Origin of the sequence: Paenibacillus residui, assembly GCF_042677205.1 — a bacterium.
GTDB lineage: Bacteria > Bacillota > Bacilli > Paenibacillales > NBRC-103111 > Paenibacillus_L > Paenibacillus_L residui.
The window spans coordinates 13329-34067 of the sequence record NZ_JBHTIU010000060.1 but is presented as its reverse complement, the minus strand read 5'-3'; the positions used below and the strand labels follow the sequence as shown (position 1 = coordinate 34067).

The 20739-nt window shown below is 49.7% G+C and carries 21 protein-coding genes; 16 read left to right on the top strand and 5 right to left on the bottom strand.

Features of this window, described 5'->3' with window-relative positions; genetic code table 11:
* Nucleotides 1-838 precede the first annotated feature (838 nt).
* On the bottom strand, nt 839-1678 hold the full coding sequence (locus tag ACFQ03_RS16680; protein WP_144937226.1) for a Gfo/Idh/MocA family protein: 840 nt from the start codon (nt 1676-1678) through the stop codon (nt 839-841).
* An 18-nt stretch (nt 1679-1696) separates the two neighbouring features.
* On the bottom strand, nt 1697-2758 hold the full coding sequence (locus ACFQ03_RS16675; RefSeq protein WP_150960241.1) for a Gfo/Idh/MocA family protein: 1062 nt from the start codon (nt 2756-2758) through the stop codon (nt 1697-1699).
* 181 nt (nt 2759-2939) lie between these two features.
* Between ACFQ03_RS16675 and ACFQ03_RS16670 the strand changes: the two genes are divergently transcribed.
* The gene (locus ACFQ03_RS16670) at nt 2940-3575 is read left to right on the top strand and encodes a hypothetical protein (RefSeq protein WP_379289547.1); all 636 of its coding nucleotides are present in this window, start codon (nt 2940-2942) and stop codon (nt 3573-3575) included.
* 131 nt (nt 3576-3706) lie between these two features.
* Here ACFQ03_RS16670 and ACFQ03_RS16665 read toward each other — a convergent pair whose 3' ends face one another.
* Genes ACFQ03_RS16665 through ACFQ03_RS16655 form a run of 3 tightly spaced genes read right to left on the bottom strand, consistent with a single transcriptional unit; the run spans nt 3707 to nt 6115 of the window.
* The gene (locus ACFQ03_RS16665; protein WP_379289545.1) at nt 3707-4435 is read right to left on the bottom strand and encodes an ABC transporter permease; all 729 of its coding nucleotides are present in this window, start codon (nt 4433-4435) and stop codon (nt 3707-3709) included.
* 13 nt (nt 4436-4448) lie between these two features.
* Nucleotides 4449-5201: an ABC transporter permease gene (locus tag ACFQ03_RS16660; protein ID WP_144937214.1), complete on the bottom strand. Its 753-nt coding sequence runs from the start codon at nt 5199-5201 to the stop codon at nt 4449-4451.
* Nucleotides 5198-6115, bottom strand: coding sequence for an ABC transporter ATP-binding protein (locus ACFQ03_RS16655; RefSeq protein ID WP_379289542.1), 918 nt, complete (start codon nt 6113-6115; stop codon nt 5198-5200). Before ACFQ03_RS16655 ends, ACFQ03_RS16660 begins: the two co-directional genes overlap by 4 nt.
* Before the next feature lie 167 nt (nt 6116-6282).
* On the opposite strand from ACFQ03_RS16655, the gene ACFQ03_RS16650 reads away from it, so the two are divergent.
* From ACFQ03_RS16650 to ACFQ03_RS16580, 15 genes are all read left to right on the top strand, one after another.
* On the top strand, nt 6283-6996 hold the full coding sequence (locus ACFQ03_RS16650; protein ID WP_379289552.1) for a response regulator transcription factor: 714 nt from the start codon (nt 6283-6285) through the stop codon (nt 6994-6996).
* A 7-nt stretch (nt 6997-7003) separates the two neighbouring features.
* Nucleotides 7004-8416 (top strand): sensor histidine kinase, encoded by a 1413-nt coding sequence (locus ACFQ03_RS16645; RefSeq protein ID WP_379289540.1) that lies wholly within the window; start codon nt 7004-7006, stop codon nt 8414-8416.
* Nucleotides 8417-8454: 38 nt separating this feature from the next.
* Nucleotides 8455-9327, top strand: a complete 873-nt coding sequence (locus tag ACFQ03_RS16640; protein ID WP_144937204.1) for an NAD-dependent epimerase/dehydratase family protein — start codon at nt 8455-8457, stop codon at nt 9325-9327.
* 16 nt (nt 9328-9343) lie between these two features.
* Nucleotides 9344-9547, top strand: coding sequence for a hypothetical protein (locus ACFQ03_RS16635; RefSeq protein ID WP_144937201.1), 204 nt, complete (start codon nt 9344-9346; stop codon nt 9545-9547).
* 226 nt (nt 9548-9773) lie between these two features.
* Nucleotides 9774-10349, top strand: a complete 576-nt coding sequence (locus ACFQ03_RS16630; protein WP_379289537.1) for a class I SAM-dependent methyltransferase — start codon at nt 9774-9776, stop codon at nt 10347-10349.
* A gap of 179 nt (nt 10350-10528) precedes the next feature.
* Complete coding sequence (locus ACFQ03_RS16625; protein ID WP_379289535.1) at nt 10529-11233, top strand: response regulator transcription factor; 705 nt, start codon at nt 10529-10531, stop codon at nt 11231-11233.
* A 31-nt stretch (nt 11234-11264) separates the two neighbouring features.
* Entirely contained in the window at nt 11265-12002 is a 738-nt protein-coding gene (locus ACFQ03_RS16620) for a sensor histidine kinase (protein WP_379289550.1), read from the top strand.
* A 149-nt stretch (nt 12003-12151) separates the two neighbouring features.
* On the top strand, nt 12152-12934 hold the full coding sequence (locus ACFQ03_RS16615; RefSeq protein ID WP_379289533.1) for a MerR family transcriptional regulator: 783 nt from the start codon (nt 12152-12154) through the stop codon (nt 12932-12934).
* Entirely contained in the window at nt 12931-13608 is a 678-nt protein-coding gene (locus ACFQ03_RS16610) for a DMT family transporter (protein ID WP_379289531.1), read from the top strand. The genes ACFQ03_RS16615 and ACFQ03_RS16610 overlap by 4 nt, the downstream gene beginning before the upstream one ends.
* Nucleotides 13609-13611: 3 nt before the next feature.
* Nucleotides 13612-13926, top strand: coding sequence for a DMT family transporter (locus tag ACFQ03_RS16605; protein WP_379289529.1), 315 nt, complete (start codon nt 13612-13614; stop codon nt 13924-13926).
* Nucleotides 13927-14053: 127 nt separating this feature from the next.
* The gene (locus tag ACFQ03_RS16600) at nt 14054-15442 is read left to right on the top strand and encodes an ABC transporter substrate-binding protein (protein ID WP_379289527.1); all 1389 of its coding nucleotides are present in this window, start codon (nt 14054-14056) and stop codon (nt 15440-15442) included.
* A gap of 82 nt (nt 15443-15524) precedes the next feature.
* Nucleotides 15525-16409 (top strand): carbohydrate ABC transporter permease, encoded by an 885-nt coding sequence (locus ACFQ03_RS16595; RefSeq protein WP_144937181.1) that lies wholly within the window; start codon nt 15525-15527, stop codon nt 16407-16409.
* Between the two features lie 2 nt (nt 16410-16411).
* Complete coding sequence (locus tag ACFQ03_RS16590; protein WP_144937178.1) at nt 16412-17239, top strand: carbohydrate ABC transporter permease; 828 nt, start codon at nt 16412-16414, stop codon at nt 17237-17239.
* Nucleotides 17205-19082 (top strand): cache domain-containing sensor histidine kinase, encoded by a 1878-nt coding sequence (locus tag ACFQ03_RS16585; RefSeq protein ID WP_379289524.1) that lies wholly within the window; start codon nt 17205-17207, stop codon nt 19080-19082. The genes ACFQ03_RS16590 and ACFQ03_RS16585 overlap by 35 nt, the downstream gene beginning before the upstream one ends.
* Nucleotides 19079-20389: a response regulator transcription factor gene (locus ACFQ03_RS16580; RefSeq protein WP_379289522.1), complete on the top strand. Its 1311-nt coding sequence runs from the start codon at nt 19079-19081 to the stop codon at nt 20387-20389. The genes ACFQ03_RS16585 and ACFQ03_RS16580 overlap by 4 nt, the downstream gene beginning before the upstream one ends.
* The last annotated feature ends 350 nt before the right edge of the window (nt 20390-20739 follow it).

Genomic DNA, 20739 nt, shown 5'->3' with positions numbered 1-20739 from the left:
AGAGAGGAATTGTATACATGGTTATTTTTTTATGGTGCGGACTCCGGAATTAGGGGGCCTAGCCGTAATCGCTTTAGAATCAGGTATTGCGCGGCTTTTACCAAAAAAGACCTGCGGTTTTGCCCGTCTTTTACGCTATCCGGCGTGTGACAGGGGTTGAAAGATCGCAATCCGACTTATGGGATTAACCCTTATCTCATGGGCCGGGTTGCAATCACCGGGTACCGTATTTCTTCGGACCGTTATCCTGCTCTCCTTGGTAACTGGCGCGCTGTCCCATATCTCTCTCCTCGTTCTTTGTCTGTTATACCAACGGCTCAGTAACGACCGGACACCATTTTTCCCTTCCATTGGACTATTATCCCCATCACTCAGAAGCTCCGGATTAGAATCGGGCTCATATAAGAAGATGTGCAGGTACAGGGCCGGTCTGAATGGAATCAAGCGGGATAGGACTAAGACCAAGGCAGCGGCCTCAAGCCTTTCTGAGGAGAGGGGATAACGGTCGAAAGCAGACTTGATTAGTCGATCCATGCATTAGCGTTTGAATCCAACGGGCAGTGCTATTAGATCAAGACCGCAACTCCATTTTCCGAGCATCCAACCGGCTGTCATGCACATACCGTAATGATCGGAAAGGTGTATATCGGGATGCGTATCACTAAGAACGCCAGCGACGCTTTCTGATTAAGGGGGATAACAGTCCAAAGCGGCTAAGAGGGGAGTTCCGTCCATAAGACGGAACAAGAAGAAGGAAGGTAATCAAATTATAGCGGGAAAAGAAAAAGGCGGGCTTAGGCCCGCCATATCTCGTTTTACTTCAAATTTACGTGCCCGTTCAGGCTTTCGGAAGCTCTACCCACTGATAGGGCGTTTCCAAAGCCTTGAGGCCATATTCGATGATGGTGATGATTGCAATCGTATCAGATGGATCTACGGTAGGCTGACCGGTGTTGAAAAACTGCACCAGATTACGGATAAACAGGCCGAAGAAATCCGATTCCGGCTTCAGATGGACCGATTGGCCTGAAGAGTACCCCAGCGCCAGGCTGAACGGGCTATTGGCAAAATGGTGAATGGACGCCTGCCTGCCGTCTGCAAATTCGATAATCAGGGCAGGGAACGATGGGGTTCCGGTTGCCATGACCCTCGTCGGGGCGTTCCCCATCATGGAAACGATCGGTTCGATCTGATGGATCGAATAATTGGCGAACGTTCCCGGCCCCATACTGCAGATAGTTTCGATCCCTTGTCTGTCCGCCTCGACATACTCGGTGGCGAAACGCAAAGCTGAGGACGAGTACAAGGGGGTGCCGTGCTTGGCGGCGGTGTCGAACAGAAGCTGAGCTGTAGCCCGGTCCGGGGCAAATGTTTTGTCCACGTAAGTCGGTTTGCCGGATTTCAGGGCAGGGATTGCCAGCTCTTCATGAAACTCCGGATGGTCGGGGGAAAGCACGATCAAGTAATCGCTCTTGTCAACGACCGCTTCGATGGAATCGAGCAGCTCGACCCCCATGTTCCGGCACCAGGTGGCGTTATCGACACCCTGCTCGGAGTCCTTCTTGCCATAGGCATAGGCGACCTTCAGTTCTCCGTTCGTTGCTTGCTGAATCCATCCCGGGTATTTATTGGCATGCCATTCATCCAGGAAGTAATCAATGAACCCGATGGTTTTCACAGTATTAAAGCCTCCTTGCTACTCGAACGAAATTTCCTTGCGCTGGTCGGAAGAATCGTAAATAGCCTGAATAATCTTGGAAGATAAGATGACCGTATCAATATGGGAAGGAAGCTTCTCTCCTGTACGGATGCAATTGAGGAAGCCGTCAATTTCATTCTGGAACATATCCGTCGAGTTGTAAGTCGGCGTTGTCTCCAGCAGAGCGCCATTCTTCGCGCTGTACAGCTTGAAGTCGGAGCCGTATTGCAGACGAATGCCCGCCTTGTCGCCAAGGAAATCGATGTAGGTCTCACTGACGCCGATGTTCTGGGCCCAGGCGCCGTTCAAGGAAATGGTCGGTCCTTCGGTCCGGATCAACCCGGTTACAAAATCGTCCACATCATATGTACCGGAATAATTTGGCGGGCCGGCCCACATCTTCGTAAACGTATAGTCTTTCATGTCTTTACCCAGCTTGCAATAAGCTTGACCGGTTACTGTCTTGGGCTGCGGATCTCCGGTGCAATACATAACGACATCGAGGTAATGGACGCCCCAGTCGATCAGCACGCCTCCGCCGGCAATCGCTTTGGTCGTGAAGGCGCCGCCAAGGCCGGGAATGGAGCGGTGTGCCCGGAAGCTGACATATACATGGTATACTTCGCCCAGCTCTCCATTAGCGATCATATTTTTAACTACGTTGACTCCCGTATTAAAGCGGTTGACTACACCGATATTCAATACTTTGCCGGTTTCGTGTTGTACCTTCTGCATCTCCAGCGCTTCCTCAAACGTTCTGGCGGCCGGCTTCTCGCAGAGCACATTCTTGCCCGCGCGCAAGCAATCGATGGCGATTGCCGCATGACCGTCATTCGGAGTACAAATTGAAACCGCTTCGACTTCAGGATCATCCAGAATGACGCGATAATCCTCTATCGCTTGCCCGCATCCGTAGTCTTGAACAGCCTTATCGGCCCTTTCCTTGATAATGTCGCAGAAATATTTGATCTCGGCATTCGGGTTGGCCATATAAGCCTTGATATGGGCACTGTTGGCAATCGTACCGCATCCGATAATGGCCACTTTAATCTTCTCCATCGGTTTCCCTCCTCATGGACTTTAAATCCTTACTAATTATTGACAAGTCTATTGTAACGGTTTTCAAGAAATATACAACCACTTACGGAGTAAATAAATCGAAAAATTTTACGAAACACGATTTGGAAGAAAAATCGACATCCATAATCAAAATGTAAGGTTCTTAACATCAGTTTTTCAATTGACTTGGATCGAAAAGAAGTTTGAAAATAATATCGTCATTAGTTCAGCTATAGTTTATGAACCGAACTCAAATAAAATCACTGAGATAGCAACTGCAAAGTTGGACGAAAGAAATAACGGCAGAGAAGGAACATATCTAATTATCCAAAGACCCGTAGTAGATGGTATGTTAATCCATCAATCCGTATTTGAAAAGAAGGAGGCGCAGAGCAATAAGTCTTTTGAAATAGCTTTTTACCCTTACGATTCAACGAAATCTGCGAGAGTAATAAAATCTAATGTAGAAGGAATTGTGGATTTTACAGCAGATGAAAAATGGGTAGTGTTCTGCGAAATTGGAAGGGTTAGAGTGTTTGACCGGGAAAGTGGAGTTACCAAATATGAAATTAAAGGCGAAGAGAGTGAGATGACCTTCGATTCTCCTTTTATCATGAATAATAAAGTCTATTATCGTTATTCCATGAATCAAATATTCGCCTTAGATCTCTCAACTGGTAAAGAAGAGGAGGTTACAGTACGCCGGTCAATCCTATCAAAGATATACAATTCTGAGGGATATTTAGGATTCTCTTTCATCGAAGCCAGAGAAAACAGCGGCGAAATTGAGCTTTACATTATTAAAGAATCTCAGTAGAGATGCGGAGTATTAATGATTCTTTCGAATAGGTTTCTCCGCCTTGGGCGGGGCAAGCACGGTCCCGCCCCGTTTTTGCAATGAACGGGGTGGCACTTGTGCTGTATACGGTTATGAAACTAGACGGACATCTAGCTAACCACATCTTTCTTCTGCAATCTGCGTATGGCCAAGGAAGAGAAGGCGACGATGAAGATGAGATTCATCACAAGAAACAAACGGTCATCCGCGCCCGTCAGACTTTCTTGGCTTAGAACACCCAAGCCGATGGTCAAGAGAGAGTAAGGGAAGAATAACCCGACTTTGGCCACATAGAATCCCAATCCGAGAAAGGCCGCACAGAGACCGATTCCGATAGGGGCGGCGAAGCTGCGAATGCGCAGGGACAGCGCAAGCTGCACGGCACCGATGGATACCGAAGCAAGCCAGCCCCGCAATATCCAGCCGAAGGCTTCCGGGGGGAACGGGGAAGACAAGCCGAACAGGAGGCCTGCACAATAATACAGCGCCATAAATAAAGCTTGCACTATGAAAATCTGAATGCTAACGACGGTCAGCTTGGCCAGAAAAATGCATGCCACAGGAACAGGAGAGGTCATGACGGCGTTCCAGTTGCGGTTCATATGTTCCAAACGGCACGCATAAGCACAGCAGATGGCAATCAGTACAGGCAGGAAGAACTCGCCATAGAACAGGCCGACCTGGGTCCACAGACTGTACCAGCCGTTATGCAGCGCGCTCCGATTCATGTAAAAAGTCGCACAGCCAATCAATACGCTAAGAACCGGAAGGGTGAGGAGCACCAGTCCGATACGGGAATGGCGCAGCTTCAGCCACTCCGCCGAAATGCTTCTTATCATGCAGTGAACCTCCTTATATTTCCTGCCGGGAAAAGTGAAAGCAGCCGGCTGTGAACAGAATGATGATAAGGATAGACATAAATGCCAGAGAACCGGTTTCTAACGGTTGAACCCGGTAGTCGACGGAAAGATTTGAATATTGATAGATGACAGGGCTCAATCCCGTATAGTAAGACCAAATAAAGAGCCGTCGTACTCCGGCGGGGAAAAAGTCTGCGGCCATCCCGATAAAGCCTCCTATCATACCCAGAGATAGAGCGAAGGCCTGATTTTTGACAGACAGGGAAATCCACTGCTGCAGGGCGACGATAGCCATGCTGGTCAGCAGAGCCCCGCCTATATATGGAATCAGCAGGGAGAAGGGCAAAGGTTCCGCAAATCCTTTGACGATCCCGAAGCCGGCAATGGCGGCAGCCTGAAGGCTAATATAATAGAGGATCAGGATATTGGCGCACCAATACTTGGCCCAATATAGCCGGCTGCGCCGTACCGCAGTGGTGGCCAGCAGCTTCCAGGTGTCCCCTTTGTGTTCCATATCGCATATGCGGGATACGGCAACCGCAGACATGATCGGGACAAACAACCCGTTCATGGAAGCGACCGTTACCAGAAGCGCTTCCCAGGACGTACTGTCCGGATGGCGGGACATGGACATGCTTATGGATACGAAAGCCCAAGCCAGCTCTGCACCCAAAAACAAAGTCATCATGGCAAAGATTCGTTTGCGGCGAAGCTTATAGAATTCCAGTGCCAAAGCTTTCATCAAAGGCTGCGCTCCTTCCCCGTGAGCTCCAGGAAAATATCTTCCAGGCTCCTCTTGTGCTCCTCTATGCGGACGACGGAAATACCGGCCTCTACCAGAATTTGATTCGCCTTCGCTATTTGCAAATCGTTCGGATTATCGAAGTGCAGCCTTCCTTTGTCCATGACCGGCTTATACCCGTGAGCGAGCAGCAGCTTCTGGGCTGAGATGGCGTCCTGGGCCTTTATGGAAACGGTAATATTATTTCTGGCCCGCAGCTCTTCCATTCTCCCTTGAAACAGGAGAGCTCCTTCGCTGATAATGCCGACGGAAGCGGCTATTTGTTCTATTTCCGTCAGAAGGTGGCTGGACAGTAGCACGGTCATTCCGTAACGCTCCGGCAATGATCGGATCAGCTCCCTGATTTCGCCGATACCGGCCGGGTCCAGGCCGTTGGTCGGTTCATCCAGAATCAGGAGCCTGGGGAAGGACAGCAGCGCCATGGCGATCCCCAGTCTCTGCTTCATGCCCAGCGAATACTGATCTACCTTCTTATCCTTCTGATTTTCCAAGCGCACGATTTGCAGAGCTTCACGCACATTCTTGTCCGGTACGTTCTTCAGGCGCTGCATGACTCGCATATTTTCCAATCCGGTCAAATGCCCGTAATACGAAGGGGATTCAATGAGGGCACCGATCTGGCTCAGGATGGCCGTGCGGTTCCGGCTAAACTCTTTGCCAAAAATAGTGACGCGGCCTTCGCTCGGCTTGGCCAGTCCCAGCAGCATTTTCAGAGAAGTGGACTTCCCTGCTCCGTTAGGTCCGAGAAAACCGTATACTTCCCCTTCATGAACAGTCAGATTGACCTTGTTCACCCGGCATACATGGTTGTAGTACTTGGACAGATTGTAGGTGGCGACAATAGGCTCAGCATTCATTCGGTGATCACTCCGTTTCTGTATTTTTGGTAGCGGGGGCCATAAACAACATAAGCCCCGAACCTTTCATCAGGCTGAAGGCGACCTTACGCCAACCTTAAATTAGAAGAATCATCCGGAAAGAGGCGGAAGAAACGGGGGCATGTCATGTATAATAGACCCAGGTGATGGACTTGGATGCTATTAAAAATAGAAAAATACTCATCGTAGAGGATGAGCCTGAAATAAGAGTGATGATTGAAGGCTTCCTGCGCAAAGAAGGGTTTTATCGGATTTATTCCGCGGCTGACAGCGAGACGGCTTTGGCCATATGCCGGTCGGATAAACCGGACATAGCTATTCTGGACGTGATGCTGCCGGATATGGACGGCTTTGCTTTGCTTACTTCCATACGGCAGTTTTCCGGAATGCCGGTGCTTTTTCTGTCGGCGCGGGGGGAGGATGAAGACCGGTTGCTGGGGCTTGGGCTCGGGGCCGATGATTACATCGTCAAGCCTTTCTTGCCCCGGGAGCTGATTCTCAGGCTCATCGCGATCCTTAAGCGCGCCTACTCCCCGGCGTCCTCTGAACGGCCGCCTGTTTTTAACCTGGGGGTGTGCAGGGTAGACCTGGAAGGCGCAACGGTCTATAGAGCTGACGAGGAGTACCCGCTGACGGCCAAGGAGCATGCGCTGCTGTTGAAGCTGTACGAAAATCGAGGGCGCATTGTGACGAGCGACGCTCTATGCCAAGCGGCTTGGGGGGATGACTCCTATGGCTATGAAAATACTTTGATGGTGCATGTCCGAAGAATTCGGGAGAAGATTGAAGCTGATCCTTCCAAACCGCAGTGTCTGCAGACTGTAAGAGGGCTGGGCTACAAGCTGATTGCAAAGGAGTAAAAGCCCTATGGATTACATTATCCGGCTGATACGCAGATACATTGGAACGACCATGGTTATATCCTTATTGCTGCTGACGCTTAATTTGGTTATGCTGGGGACCGTCCTTTTTCAGGAAGCCTATGAGAAGGAAGCTCCCGCCTCGGTGCTTGAAAGAATAGCAGCTTCTCTCGTTTGGAAGGATATCGGCTATGTTTTGGGAGAAGCGGAACAACAATGGCTGGAGCAAAATCATGCCTGGGCTATGCTATTGAGCGAGGACGGAGCCGTGAAGTGGGAATACCGGCTGCCGGAGGAAATCCCCCGTTCTTATACGTTGTCGGAGGTGGCCAAATTTTCGCGGAACTACCTTATGGATTATCCGGTATTTGTCTGGGAGCAGGATGAAGGGATATTGGTGGTCGGCTACCCTAAGAACAGCTACGCCAAATACCAGCTTATTTATCCGGTTAGCTGGATAAGCTCGATACCTTCAAGAGTTGTCCTTGTTCTGGTCGGGAATATGGCACTGGTGTTGATTCTTTCGATCATAGTCGGTACGAGACTGATCCGGTCGATCAGGCCTCTTGTGTCGGGGGTGCATGCTCTCGCCAAGGAAGAGGAGGTCCATGTCGAATGCAAAGGTATATTCAGTGACCTAGCGCATAGCATTAATCAAGCCTCCGACAAGCTTCAAGAGAAAAATGCGGCGCTTAAAGCCCGGGATGAGGCTCGTTCCAATTGGATCGCCGGGATTTCCCACGACATTCGTACTCCTCTGTCGATGGTGCTTGGCTATGCCAGCGATTTGGAGGAGAACAGCGCTTTGCCCGATGAGGGAAGGGAACAGGCAGGTATTATCCGCAGACAGGGGGAGAAGCTCCGTTCCTTGATTCAGGATTTGAATCTGGTCTCCATGCTGGAATATGAGATGCAGCCGCTGGATGTAAAGCTTATTCGTTTATCCGCAGTGGCGCGTCAGGTTGTCACGGAATTTCTCAACCATGGGCTGGAGGAGGACAGGTATCACTTGATCCTGAAAATAACGGACGAGAGCATCCGCGTGCAGGCGGATATCAAGCTGCTGCAGCGGGCGGTAACCAATCTGGTGCAAAATAGCATAGCCCATAATCCGCAAGGATGCGTGATTTGGATCGAAACCGGCCTAGGGCCGGACTCGCAGAAGGGGCTAATCGTCGTTTCCGATAACGGTACAGGGATTCCGGAGGAAGAACTGCCTGATTTGTTGGAGCTTCCTTATTCTTCAAGAAGAAAACGGCCGGTCTCCCACAGACATGGCCTGGGCCTGCCGATGGTGGCCAGAATTGCCAAAGCCCATCAAGGCCGGCTTACTCTGCAGAGCGGCGCCGGTCAAGGGCTGCGGGCAGAGATGGAATTTCCGCTCTGTAATGAACAGCAAGAGATACATCGAATGGCGTGACCCCAACGTATTATTTTTAAGTAAAAGAGCGCATCGAAATGAAGGATGTACTTATTCTTGGAGGAACGAGATTTGTTGGGAAGAAGCTGGTGTCTTTGCTGTTAACGAAAGGATACCGTGTTACGATCGGAACGAGGGGGACAACCCCGGATTCTTTCGACGGCAGCGTTAAGCGGTTGACCCTGGATAGAGCGGATTTCCAGTCGCTGGAAGAGGCTGTTGGATCGTCCGAATGGGATATCGTCTATGATCAAATCTGTTACACTCCGGAAAGTGCGAGTTATGCATGCCGCTTACTCGAGAACAAGGCCGAGAGATATATTGTGACTTCCAGTCAAAGCGTCTATGATTTTCTGGATAAAGAGTTAAGTGAGAGCGATTTTGATCCTTACAGTTATTCCGTGACCGGTCATGGCAACGATTTATCCTACTCCGAAGGCAAACGTTTAGTGGAGGCCGTGCTGTTTCAACAAGCGAAATTTCCGGTTTGCGCGGTCCGCTTCCCGATCATTCTCGGAACGGATGATTATACGAAACGTCTTCAGTTTCATATTGAGCGAATACGGGATGGAATTCCGATAGGTGTTCCCAACATGGATGCGCGAATTTCCTTTATAGATTCCGATGAAGCGGCCTCCTTCCTCGTGTGGTTAGGCGATAAGGATTTGCAAGGTCCGATAAACGCCTGCTCTTCAGGGAGCATCTCCATCCGCGAACTTCTTGCCGCTATAGAGCAAGAAGTGGGGAAAGAGGCGCAAACGCTGGAGCAATCGGAGGAGCAAAACCGTTCTCCGTTCGGCATACCGTCTTCATGGCATATGACTAACGGCAGAGCGGAGCAAGCTGGCTACCAGTTCCGGTCTCTGAACAGTTGGCTGCCAAAGTTAATCCGTGAATTGTGTTCGTTCTGACGGAAGGAAGGATGCGATGACAACGATCAAGCTTGGTATGATTGGCAGCGGTCATGTAAGCAATCGATACTTTGAGCAGGCGTCCGGGTCATCTCATATTTCGCTCAATGCCTTCGGTCGGGTCAGCAGCCTGTCCAGTCCGGCAGGCAGCAGCTGCATGTGCATGAGATTATGTTCGGTGCTTACCGTTCTGCAGAAACCGGCACCCGCTATAAGCTAACCTCAACGTTTACTCCATGGGAAAAACTTAAACCGGATATTTTGGACACCAGAAGCGGTTATCTGTAATTCGGCGACTTGACGAGCAGTCCGCAGCCTCGCAGGCTTAATGGACTGCTTTTTGCCATGCACAAATAACCTTAAGAAATTATTCAGAAATTCCCTACCTAAATCTACAGAATGTTTTGTAGAATGAGAAGCAGCCTTACATATGGAGGGAATGGACGATGTCGAATTCAATTACGGAAGTAATGCGAGAAAAAATGCTGTTTCTAAGCAAATTCCTCCGCACTCCCAAGGAGATCGGTAGCGTAACGCCAAGCTCGAAGGCTCTAGCCCGCAAAATGGTTGAGCCGGTACCCTGGGAAACGGTTCGGAATATAGCAGAGTTGGGTGCCGGTACGGGAGCCGTTACGAAATTCATCCGAAGCGCCAAACAGCCTGCCTGCAAAGTGCTGCTGTTCGAAAAAGACGATTATTTAAGGGAACAACTGGCCAAGCAATATCCCGATTTCCCCGGCTATCCGGACGCCTCGCAGCTGTTGTCCGTTATGAAGCGCGAACGGGGGGAGCAGTTGGACTGTATTTTGAGCGGATTGCCCTTTTTCAACTTCCCTCAAGCGTTTAGAGACCGGCTTATAGACCAGATTGTAACTTCGCTGAAGCCGGGCGGGTTGTTCATAGCGTTTCAATATTCTTTGCAAATGAGAGATCAGCTGGATCGGCATTTCGACATGGTCCGTGTAAAATTCGTTCCATTCAACATTCCACCTGCATTCGTATATATTTGCCGTAAGAAGTAGATTTCTGCCCATGAAGCATGATGCCGTAGGGCCGGTTATCGAATACTTGAATTATACCGCAAGCGAGCCATTGCAGGACCCGGCCATCAAGGGAATATGGTTGGCGGCCGTTCTTATAATTGTGTTCGTCATTATTCGGCTATCGTCGATGCATTATAATAGAAGGGAGAGAGCGCCGCTTGGCAAAAACAATATTGGTCGTGGACGATGACGCGGACATTCGTGAGGTCATTCATGTCTATTTACGGAATGAAGGCTATCATGTCATAGAGGCGGAGGACGGTATCCAAGCGTTGGAATATCTGCAGAAGGAAAACGTCGATTTGATGATTCTGGATCTGATGATGCCCCGTTTGGACGGAGTTCAGACTTGTCTAAAGATCCGCCTGGCGTCCAATATCCCGATTATTATGTTAACGGCGAAGGGGGAAGATCAAGATAAAATTACCGGGTTATCGGCAGGAGCCGACGATTATATAACTAAGCCCTTCAATCCTCTGGAGCTGGTGGCCAGGGTGAAGGCTCAATTAAGGAGGCAGCAGCTTAATACCAAACAGGAGGAAGAATCCTCCGCCGTTATCCGTCTGGAGGGACTGGAAATCGATAGAAGCCGTCATCTTGTAACCGTGCGGGGACGGGAAGTTTCTCTCACGCCGACGGAGTTCTCCATCTTGGAATTGCTTGCTTCGCATCGGGGGCATGTGTTCGGCACGGATCAAATTTATGAAGGCGTTTGGAAAGACCCTGCTTTATATTATTCGGAAAATACGGTCATGGCCCACATTCGAAATATACGGGAAAAAATAGAGGAGAATCCGAAAACGCCTCGGTATATAAAAACGGTTTGTTCTCCGCTATCGGATTCCTTTGACGAGGCAGGATGAGCTGGGAGATATCGCAAATAGCCTTAATCATATGGCTGTACAAATCCAGCAGAGTATCGATCGGGAAAGAAAGCTGGAGCAGTCTAAAATTGAGCTGATTACAGGCCTTTCCCATGATTTAAGAACTCCGTTGACGAGTATTAGCGGTTACCTGAATCTTATCCAGAACGAAGCCTATCGAAATGAAGAAGAGCATAAACGCTTTGTGGAAAATGCCTCGCAAAAAACGGAGCAGTTAAGGAAGCTGATCGATGATCTGTTCGAATATACGCGCCTGATTAACAGGGATATTCAGCTCTCGTTGAGAAAGATCGAATGGAAGCATTTAGCCGAGCAGATCATCTATGAATTCGAGCCGATCGCGAATGAGCAGGGGCTTGCCGTAACCAAACAGTGGGAGGTCGATCACGTGATCGTCGAAGCGGATGCGGAAAAGCTGGCGAGAGCGATGGATAATCTGCTGATGAATGCATTGAAATTTTCGCAAAGGCCGGGGGAAATCAAAGTCCGTCAGTTTAGTACTAAGGATCGGGCCATCCTGGCGATGGAAAACATGGGCAAGCCGATTTCCAAAGAAGCGGAAGCCCGGCTCTTCGAACGGTTTTACAAAGCGGAGCCATCCCGCAGCGAGGGGCATATGCCATCCGGTTCCGGTCTTGGTCTATCGATTGCCAAAAATATTGTGGAGCTGCACGGCGGAAGCCTCTCGTTTGAACATCGGAACGGGCGGTTTACTTTTTATATAGAGCTCCCATTGGACTCGGGTTAAGAGGCATTCAAGCCTTGACAGCCTGAGTCCGTTTTTATTTTAAAGAAGGAAACGATCCGTATCAGGCCTCGAATCGGAGAAAACAAGCAGGTAAATCCTTGACTTTCACGTATACGTTATACTTTATATTGAACAGGAGGTGATGAAAGATGTACAGTATCGGCGAAATAACGAAAATGGCCAACATCAGCCGGAGAACGCTTCATTATTACAACGAAATCGGCTTGCTTCAGCCTACTAAAGTGGAGAGCAATCAATATCGTTATTACGATGATGCCGCATTGATGAAGCTGCAAAAAATATTGCTCCTCAAATCATTGGGTCTAACTTTGGAGCAGATCAAGGCGGTTTTCGATAAGATGGGACAGGCGAACAGCGAGAATGAAAGCTGGATTGAGTCGCTGGAAGAGCAGATTCAGTGGATTCAGAGAGAGAAGGATTTATTGGATTGGAAGCAGTATTTGCTGAAAACGACGGTCCATGCGATCCGAATGAGCGGGAAGATTGAAGCTGCGGAAATTGTCCGCTTGATCCAGGCTCTGCAGGCCAGGGAGCTGGAGGACGGATGGGTTCGGCCGATCTTCAGCCAAGAACATTATACCGAAGAAGAGCTTGAAATCTTGTCCGGACTGCCCGTACTCGGAAGCCTGGATCCACGGGCGGAGCATTATGCGCGGTTGATAAGCTCCGTTCGGGAGAACATGCACGAGCCCCCCGATTCTCCGAAGGCACAGCAATTGGCCGGGCAGTTGTATGAGCTGGCGCTTGGTTTTTTCCAGGGCGATGCCCGGTTATTGGACAAATATTGGGGCCAATTGTTTCCGGAGGAAGGCGAGCAATCGGCCGTTTACGGTCATGACCGGGAATTGATGGCTTATATAGAAGAAATGATCGGCCATTACCTTCAGGCCCGGGAGGAAGAGCGGCAATGACGGGGGGCAGGAAGAAAAGCTTGGGCATCCATTTGCTAGTCTTCATCGCAGTACACGCTCTTCTGTACGCCATTATCCGGTCGGACATTTCATCTCCCGACTGGCTGCTGTGGTTTCGGGAGGCGGCGACAAGCGGGACAACGGGCTTCTATCATGAGCCGACGGGGATCTATATCAATGGGCTGTGGCTGTTGATTATGATCATAGACGCTTTGTATACCTTGTGGGGGAAAGAAGAAACCGCCGGAGGCAAGAAAGATATGGCGGATTCAGACGCTGCCGGCAATCCCGAGAGGGACCTTCAGCCGGTCAGTAGCTCAAAGAGCGCCTCATCCGCTTCAACCGCCGAAAGACGCGATAATCCCTGGGTTTTCCTGATGTTGGGCGGACTGCTGGAAATCGTCTGGGCTGTTCTGCTGAAAATGAATTTGCTGGGCGGCCCGCTGCTTGTCATCTTTTACTTCAGCTTCTATTGTCTTACACGGGCAGCCAAAACATTGCCGGTGAGCACCGTCGCCGCCGCATTTGCGGGAATCGGCGCTGCGGGAACGGTCGCCATGGATATGCTGTTTTTCGACCGGGAGATCCACTGGGTTCGGCTCGGGCTGATCGTGCTGCTCATTTTCTTCATTTTGTTATTAAAATTAGGAAGCGAATATAAGAGGAGGGCATAGCCGATGGGAACGCTGTATTTGCTGGCTGCGGGCGGTTTGGAGGTGATCGGCTTTATTGGTCTGAAACGAACCGCCAATCAGGACACATGGACCAATAACCTGCTTATGCTCGGTGCTTTCGGGCTTAGCCTGGCTTTACTGTCTATGGCTCTGGAGACGATTCCTCTCGGCGTGGCTTATTCGATATGGACCGGGATCGGAACGATAGGGACGGCGGTTGTCGATATTCTGTTTTTTAAGGAGCGGCCTTCCCTGCTTCGCATAGTTTGTATGGCCGGCATCATCGGGACCGTCATTGGATTGAGACTGACTCTATGAAACTGTGCCGGCAAAGAGAGTAGATGATTTTATCCCCGCATGATGAAAATATCGACCTTACCCCAATGAGGCAATGAACTTATAATGAGCTTGTAGCAAAAAAATACATGATATGGGAGGGTCATCCATGAAAAAAAGCGCATCCATCCTACTTTCTCTTGCATTCATCGCCACAACCGCATTGTCCGGCTGCAGCGGCAGCAAGGGCGGGACCGCCGGTCCGGCCGGAAACAGCCAGCCTCCGGACAGCAATAAGGAAACATCGTCGCCGGCACCGGAGACGGCCGAGCCATTCGAGATGACAATCCGCCATACCCAGCTGGGGGAGGCCAAGAAGTTCCGTCTGGCCATATTGGAGGATGTGGTCAAAAAAACGGAGGCGGCCATACCCGGTTTAAAGTTTAAGCTGGATGCGGTCGATTCGGAGGTTAACCGGACGGAGAAGCTGAGAGGAGAGATGGCCGCCAGCAGTCCTCCCGATATCTTCGATGTGTTCGGCAGTCCGGACGCGGGTCTCTACGGCAAGGAAGGCTTGGTGCTAGATCTGACCTCCATACTCGATGAATTGAATCTGAAGGATAAATTCACGAGCCTGGATCCGTTCACCCATAACGGGAAAATATACGGACTGCCGATCGGCGGGTCGATTGAAGGCTATTTTTACAACAAAGCCTATTTTGAAGAAAAGGGATTAAGCATTCCGAAAACGCTCGATGAGCTGGAAAAAATCGCCGAAACGATCAAGGCCGACGGCAAAATTCCGTTTGCCCAGGGCTCCAAGGACGGCTGGGTTCCGCTTATGACGACCAATAACCTGTGGTCTTACTATGCGGGTCCCGAAATCACCTACGGATTCAAGACAGGGGAAGCCAAATGGACGGATCCCAAGGTTGTGCAAGGCTTCGAGAAGCATCGGGAATGGGTTGACAAAGGATATTTCAAGAAGGGTGAGCTCGGTCTGGAGTATGCCGATATGAGAAATCAGGTCATATCCGGGGAAGCGATCATGATGATGGACGGCTCGTGGGCCAACTCGGTCTTTACGGATCCGCAGCAAGCAGGGGATATGGTGGGCAAAATCGGGTTCTTCAATATGCCGCCGCTGAAGGAGAACGGCGAAGTTATCGTCATGCAGGACACGAATAACGGCTATGGCTTCTCCGCCAAAGCTGCGGAAGATCCGAGGAAATTGAAAGCGATTAAGGAGTTCATTAAAAATATGTGGACCGAGGAAATGCAAATTCGGGGCTTGAAGGAAGACGGGGTTCTGCCGGCGATGAAAATCGACCAGGCCCAGCTAACCGCCGCCTCCAGCGACCCGCTGATGCAGGATATTTTCCAGGCGGTCAGTGAAATCGACATATCTTTCCCGGCCTTTGACGCTCTGGTCCAATCCTCGGTGAAGACGGCCCTTAATATCGGTATTCAGCAAGTGATCGGCGGAGAACTGGAGCCTGCGAAGATGCTGGGAAATCTTCAGAAAGAGCAGGAGGCAGCCAACGCTTCAGGAGATTAATCCATGGTTGAGGGAGGGATGCCTCGATGGGTCTGCGGGGGCGTCCTTCCCGAACATCATTTGAATAATGACGGAGGTAACCATGAACAAAGCGATGAGACAACCTCTCACCTATATGATCTTTGTGCTGCCCGGGCTCCTGTTGTTCATAGCTTTCTTTGTTTATCCGATCCTAAGTGCGGTCCATAACAGCTTCACAAGCTGGAACGGTATTTCCAAGGACGTTGCATATGTCGGAATGAGCAATTATGGAACCGCTTTGACGGACACGGCCTTTTGGAAGTCGTTAAGAAACAATCTGTACTTTATTCTGTTCTCATGCTTTCTTCAGGTTCCGGTCATCGTCATCTTCTCTCTCTTGATTGCCAACGTCAAACGGTTGAAGGGGCTTTACAAAACCGCCGTATTTCTTCCTTCGATTATGTCCACGGCCGTGATCGGCATTCTGTGGGGGTTTATTTATAACCCGGATATCGGCTTGCTGAACAAGGTTCTGGGTTTGTTCGGGATCGAGCCGATATATTGGCTGGCGGATAAGAAATGGGCGATGCTCTCTATTCTGATCACGAACGCATGGCAGTGGACCGGATTCTATATTGTGATGGTGCTGGCAGCCATCCTGGCGGTTCCTAGAGATCTGGAGGAGGCGGCGGCGATCGACGGCGCGTCCAAATTTCAATCCGCCATGAAAATCACCCTTCCATTGATCATGCCGATCATATCGGTGGTCATTATGCTGTCGATAGCCGGAGCCATGAAGGCGGCCGACATCGTCATCGTCATGACCAAGGGCGGTCCGGCCGGATCGACGGATGTCATGGCCACTTATATGATTCGTTATGCGATAACGAACTTTAAATACGGCTTTGGCAATACAATAGCAGTATTAATATTTATTTTTACGCTGATCATTACAGTCTTGTATCAATTTCTTATATCAAGACGAATCGAAAGGCTGGAGTATTGATGATGAGGGCATGGAAGAAGCTGATCCCGCACATTTTCCTGATGATCTATCTGTTTGTCATTCTCTATCCTTTCTTGTTCGTGCTCTTCTCATCGGTCAAAACCGGTAATCAGGAAATCGCGGCAAATCCGTTCGGTTTCCCGACTTCGTTCCAATGGGAAAACTATGTTACAGCCTGGGTAAACGCCAAAATCAGCACTTATTTCTTCAACAGCTTATATATTGGTGTGCTATCATCCGTATTGTCCATCTTCTTTGCTTCCTTGCTGGCTTTTGCCGTCACCCGGATGAGATACAATAAATTAAGCGCGTTACTGTTCCAATTTGTGCTTCTGGGCATGCTCATTCCGAACAACGCCTTGCTGCTCCCGATTTACGGATTAATGCGAAAGCTCGATATTCTGAATACCCATTGGGCTCTCATCGTCCCTTATGTCGCTAACGCCATTCCGTTCTCGGTGATCATCTTGGCCGCCTTCATGCGCTCGTTGCCCAGTGAAATAGAAGAGGCCGCAGTTATGGACGGATTGAGCGCAAAGGGAATATTTGCTAGAATTGTAATACCATTGACGATACCGGCGATTGTCACCGTCTTTATTATTAATTTTCTGGGGAACTGGAACGAGTTTCTGCTGGCGAATTTCTTTCTGTCCGAGGATGCTCTCAGGACGCTGCCGGTGGGAATGGTCGGTTTTCGCGATGCGTACAATACGAATTACGCCCAGATGTCCGCCGGGATCGTATTCAGCGTAGTTCCCGTTCTAGTGATCTATGCCATCCTTCAGGAGAAAATCATTGAAGGGGTCACGGCCGGAAGCGTTAAGGGCTAACACAGAGAGGATCGGGTTAATGATGAATTTGCGATGGAAGCTCACGACAGCCTTTGTTACCCTCATCATTATTCCGCTTCTATTGATCGGTCTGCTCATCTTCTTCGTCGCTTATAATCTGATAGAGAAAAAATACAGCCAGCAGGCCGAATTCTCTGTCAAATCGATTATTCAAAACATGGAATATGTATTTAAGCAAATGAACTACGTCACCGACAGCGGGATTGCGAATTCCGTGTTCGAAACCGCCATCCATGCCAAAGATCCGGGAAGTCAGGATCTAACGGCTGCCGATTATATAGAGTTAAATGAGAAGCAGCGGATTTTCCGAAGCATGCTCTACGGATATCCGGCCATAAGCTATGCCTATCTCTATAATCTACAAGAAGGGGCGAATGTCGGGGTCATTCCTCTGTTCAACAAGGAGGGCTTCATCACTTACCCTTTGGACGAATGGAAGAAGCACCCGTTATACGCGAAGGTCATGGAGCTGAACGGTCTTCCGCTATGGGTCGGGCCGTATGAGTATCCGGAGTTGTCGGGATTCTCGTCGGTATTTACCCAGATCCGGCTGGTGAAAGAGGTCAGCACGCTGAAGAAAATCGGAATCCTGACCGTACAAATCAAAGATTGGGACATTGCCCAGATCTTCAGAGCCTTCGGCAATAATGAAAATTTGGCCAACACGCGCTTCCTGCTCGTAAATAAGGACGGCCTGATTTTGTACGATCATTGGGAGGAGGCCGGCGGGGACAATATCCGCAGCTACCTGTCCGGAGAGATTGAGTTTAAACCCGGTTATCAAAGTTTTAAACGAAACTTCGGCGGCTATGAAAGCGTTATCTCTATGGAAAAGCTGAAGGCTTACGACTGGTATTTGATTTCCGTCGCTTCCTGGACCTCCCTGTCCCAGGAAATGATCACCTTCACCAAGTGGATCGTCGGGATATTATCCGTCAGCCTGCTGGCTGCCTTCTTGTTCTTCCTCGTCTTTATGAACCGGATTACGAAATCGATAGGCAGAATCGTTCGCTTCATGCGCAAGGTGGAGGACGGCGATCTCCGGGTTCGTATTCAGCAGAACGGACAGGATGAGCTGCATACGCTGGCCGCGGGGTTTAACAGCCTTGTCAGCCGGGTGCATGCACTGCTGGATCAGGTCAAGCAGGAGCAGAATCATAAGATGAAAGCCGAATTACGTGTTCTGCAGGCGCAGATCAAGCCACATTTTCTATTTAATACGCTGGAGTCGATCAATGTGCTGGCCGTTCAGAATGAAGGGAAGAAGGTCAGCCAGATGGTATATCTGCTGGGTAATATTTTGCGAATCAGCATCCAGGACCGGGAAGAGATTTCCATCCGTCAAGAAATAGAGCATTTGCGAAGTTATTTGGAAATTCAGAAGTTTCGCTTTCAGGATGTATTCGAATATGAATTATCGATTCCGGAAGAAGTCATGAACTGCAGCATTCTTAAGCTCACTCTGCAGCCGCTGGTCGAGAACAGCATTCAGCATGGCTTCGACGGAGTGGATCATAAGGGCTTGATTCAGGTTAAGGCAGAGCAGCAGGGCGAGAAGGTGATCTTCTATATCACGGATAACGGCAAGGGAATGACTAATGAGCAGCTGCAATGCTTCCGCTATTTGCAGAATGAAGAGGAGGCGGGAACGAATTCTGTCGATTTCCATCAGGAAAGGCGGGGCTTAGGCGTCCGCAGTGTGGCAGACCGAATCCGCATCCAATATGGATCGGGGTACGGATTGATGATTTGTTCGGAATGGGGCCGGGGAACGGTAATTCAGTGTACGATTCCGAAATATGAGAACGGGGGATCCGCATGAAACTGCAAGCTATGCTGATAGATGATGAGCTTCCGATTCTTCATAATTTGAAGCAGGTCATTCCGTGGGAAGCTATGAACGTGGAAGTCCGGCTTGCCCGCAACGGCCAGGAAGCTCTGAATATGGCCAGAGCCTGTATGCCGGACATTATCCTATGCGATATTCGCATGCCGGTCATGGACGGACTGGCCTTCGTTCAGGAAATTCGCCGGCTGAGCTCCGATTGTGAAATCCTGCTGATTACCGGCTACGAGCAGTTTGAGTATGCGAAAATCGCCTTGCGATATGGTGTGAGGGATTATATCTCCAAGCCGATTAACTATGAGCAATTAAAGGAAACGGTTCTCGGACTGGCGGAACGAATCCGTTCCAAGAAGCAGGAGGCGCGCAACGAGCAGCGGAAATGGAGCCGAATCGCCAATCTGGCCAATGAAAAAATGCTGCTGGACATCCTGATGGGGTTCTCCTCCTTTCCTCCTTATTCCTTGGCATGCGGGGAAGAACAAGCTCAGGAAGACCCGGCCTACGCCATAATGCTGGCCGGAATCCACGATTATGCGAAAGTTTCGCTGAAATGGAACAAACAGGAGAGCAAGCTGTGGAATTTTGCCGTCAAAAATGTCCTCCAGGACCTGTCGGATGAGCTCTGGTCCGACTTCGCCGCCGTTCAGACCAAAGAAGGGGAATGGTGTATCGTCATTCCGTTCGTAGATGGAAGCCTCCCGCTTAAGGAAGAAGAGGCGGTAGACCTAGCGGAGAAGCTTCGGCTTGGTGTGAGGCAGCATCTAAAATTTGACATCCGTGTAGGGATCCATCCGGGCCCCATTAAGGCGGAAGAATTGGCGGAGGCCTACCAGTCGATTCAGTGGAGCTTGGCCAATCAACCGGTCAAGGAACCGTTTATTTATTATTATGCCGAGCCGGAGGCCGGCTCCCATTCTGCCCGTTCCGGTAAGAAAAGCGTAGAGATGTGGATGCTGTCCGCCAAAGATTACATTGAGCGCCACCTATCGTCCGACTTCGGTATTGAAGACGTAGCCAATCATCTCGGAATCAGCAGCAGCTATTTCTGTTTACTATTTAAAAACTATTTTGGCGAAACCTTCGTTGAATACGTAACGAAGCAGCGGATCGAATTGGCCAAATCCTACCTAATCCAAAGTGACAGGAGCGTCCGGCAGATCGGTCAGCAGGTAGGTTATATGGAAAGAAGGTACTTTACCAAAGTATTTCAGAAGTATACGGGTATTACACCTTCGCAATATCGGGAGAAGCAAGCGTTCCGCAGTGGTGCGGAAGGATGCTGAGCGGATCACTGTGATTTTTGCAGAAGGAGAGGTAGCGTCAAGAAGTCTGTGTAAGCAGGCAGGGTTACCTACCGGGACGATAGATAAGGGCAGCTTGGTGGGGAACGCAGCCCAGGCAAGGCGCGAGAAGCGGTTTTTTATTTTTACTTCCGGGTCATCATGTGAACTAACTGTATTTAATGCAGGTAAATTTAAGGATTTTTAAATGTTGGCCCAACTAAGTGGAAAAACTGCAGTTAGAATGGCCGTTTTCGCGGCTTCCTCCCAATTTGCGCACAACTAGATGTAGGTTTTCCAGTTAGTTTACTAAAATTAACTTTAAAGGATAAATCTAACTGTATAATATCCAT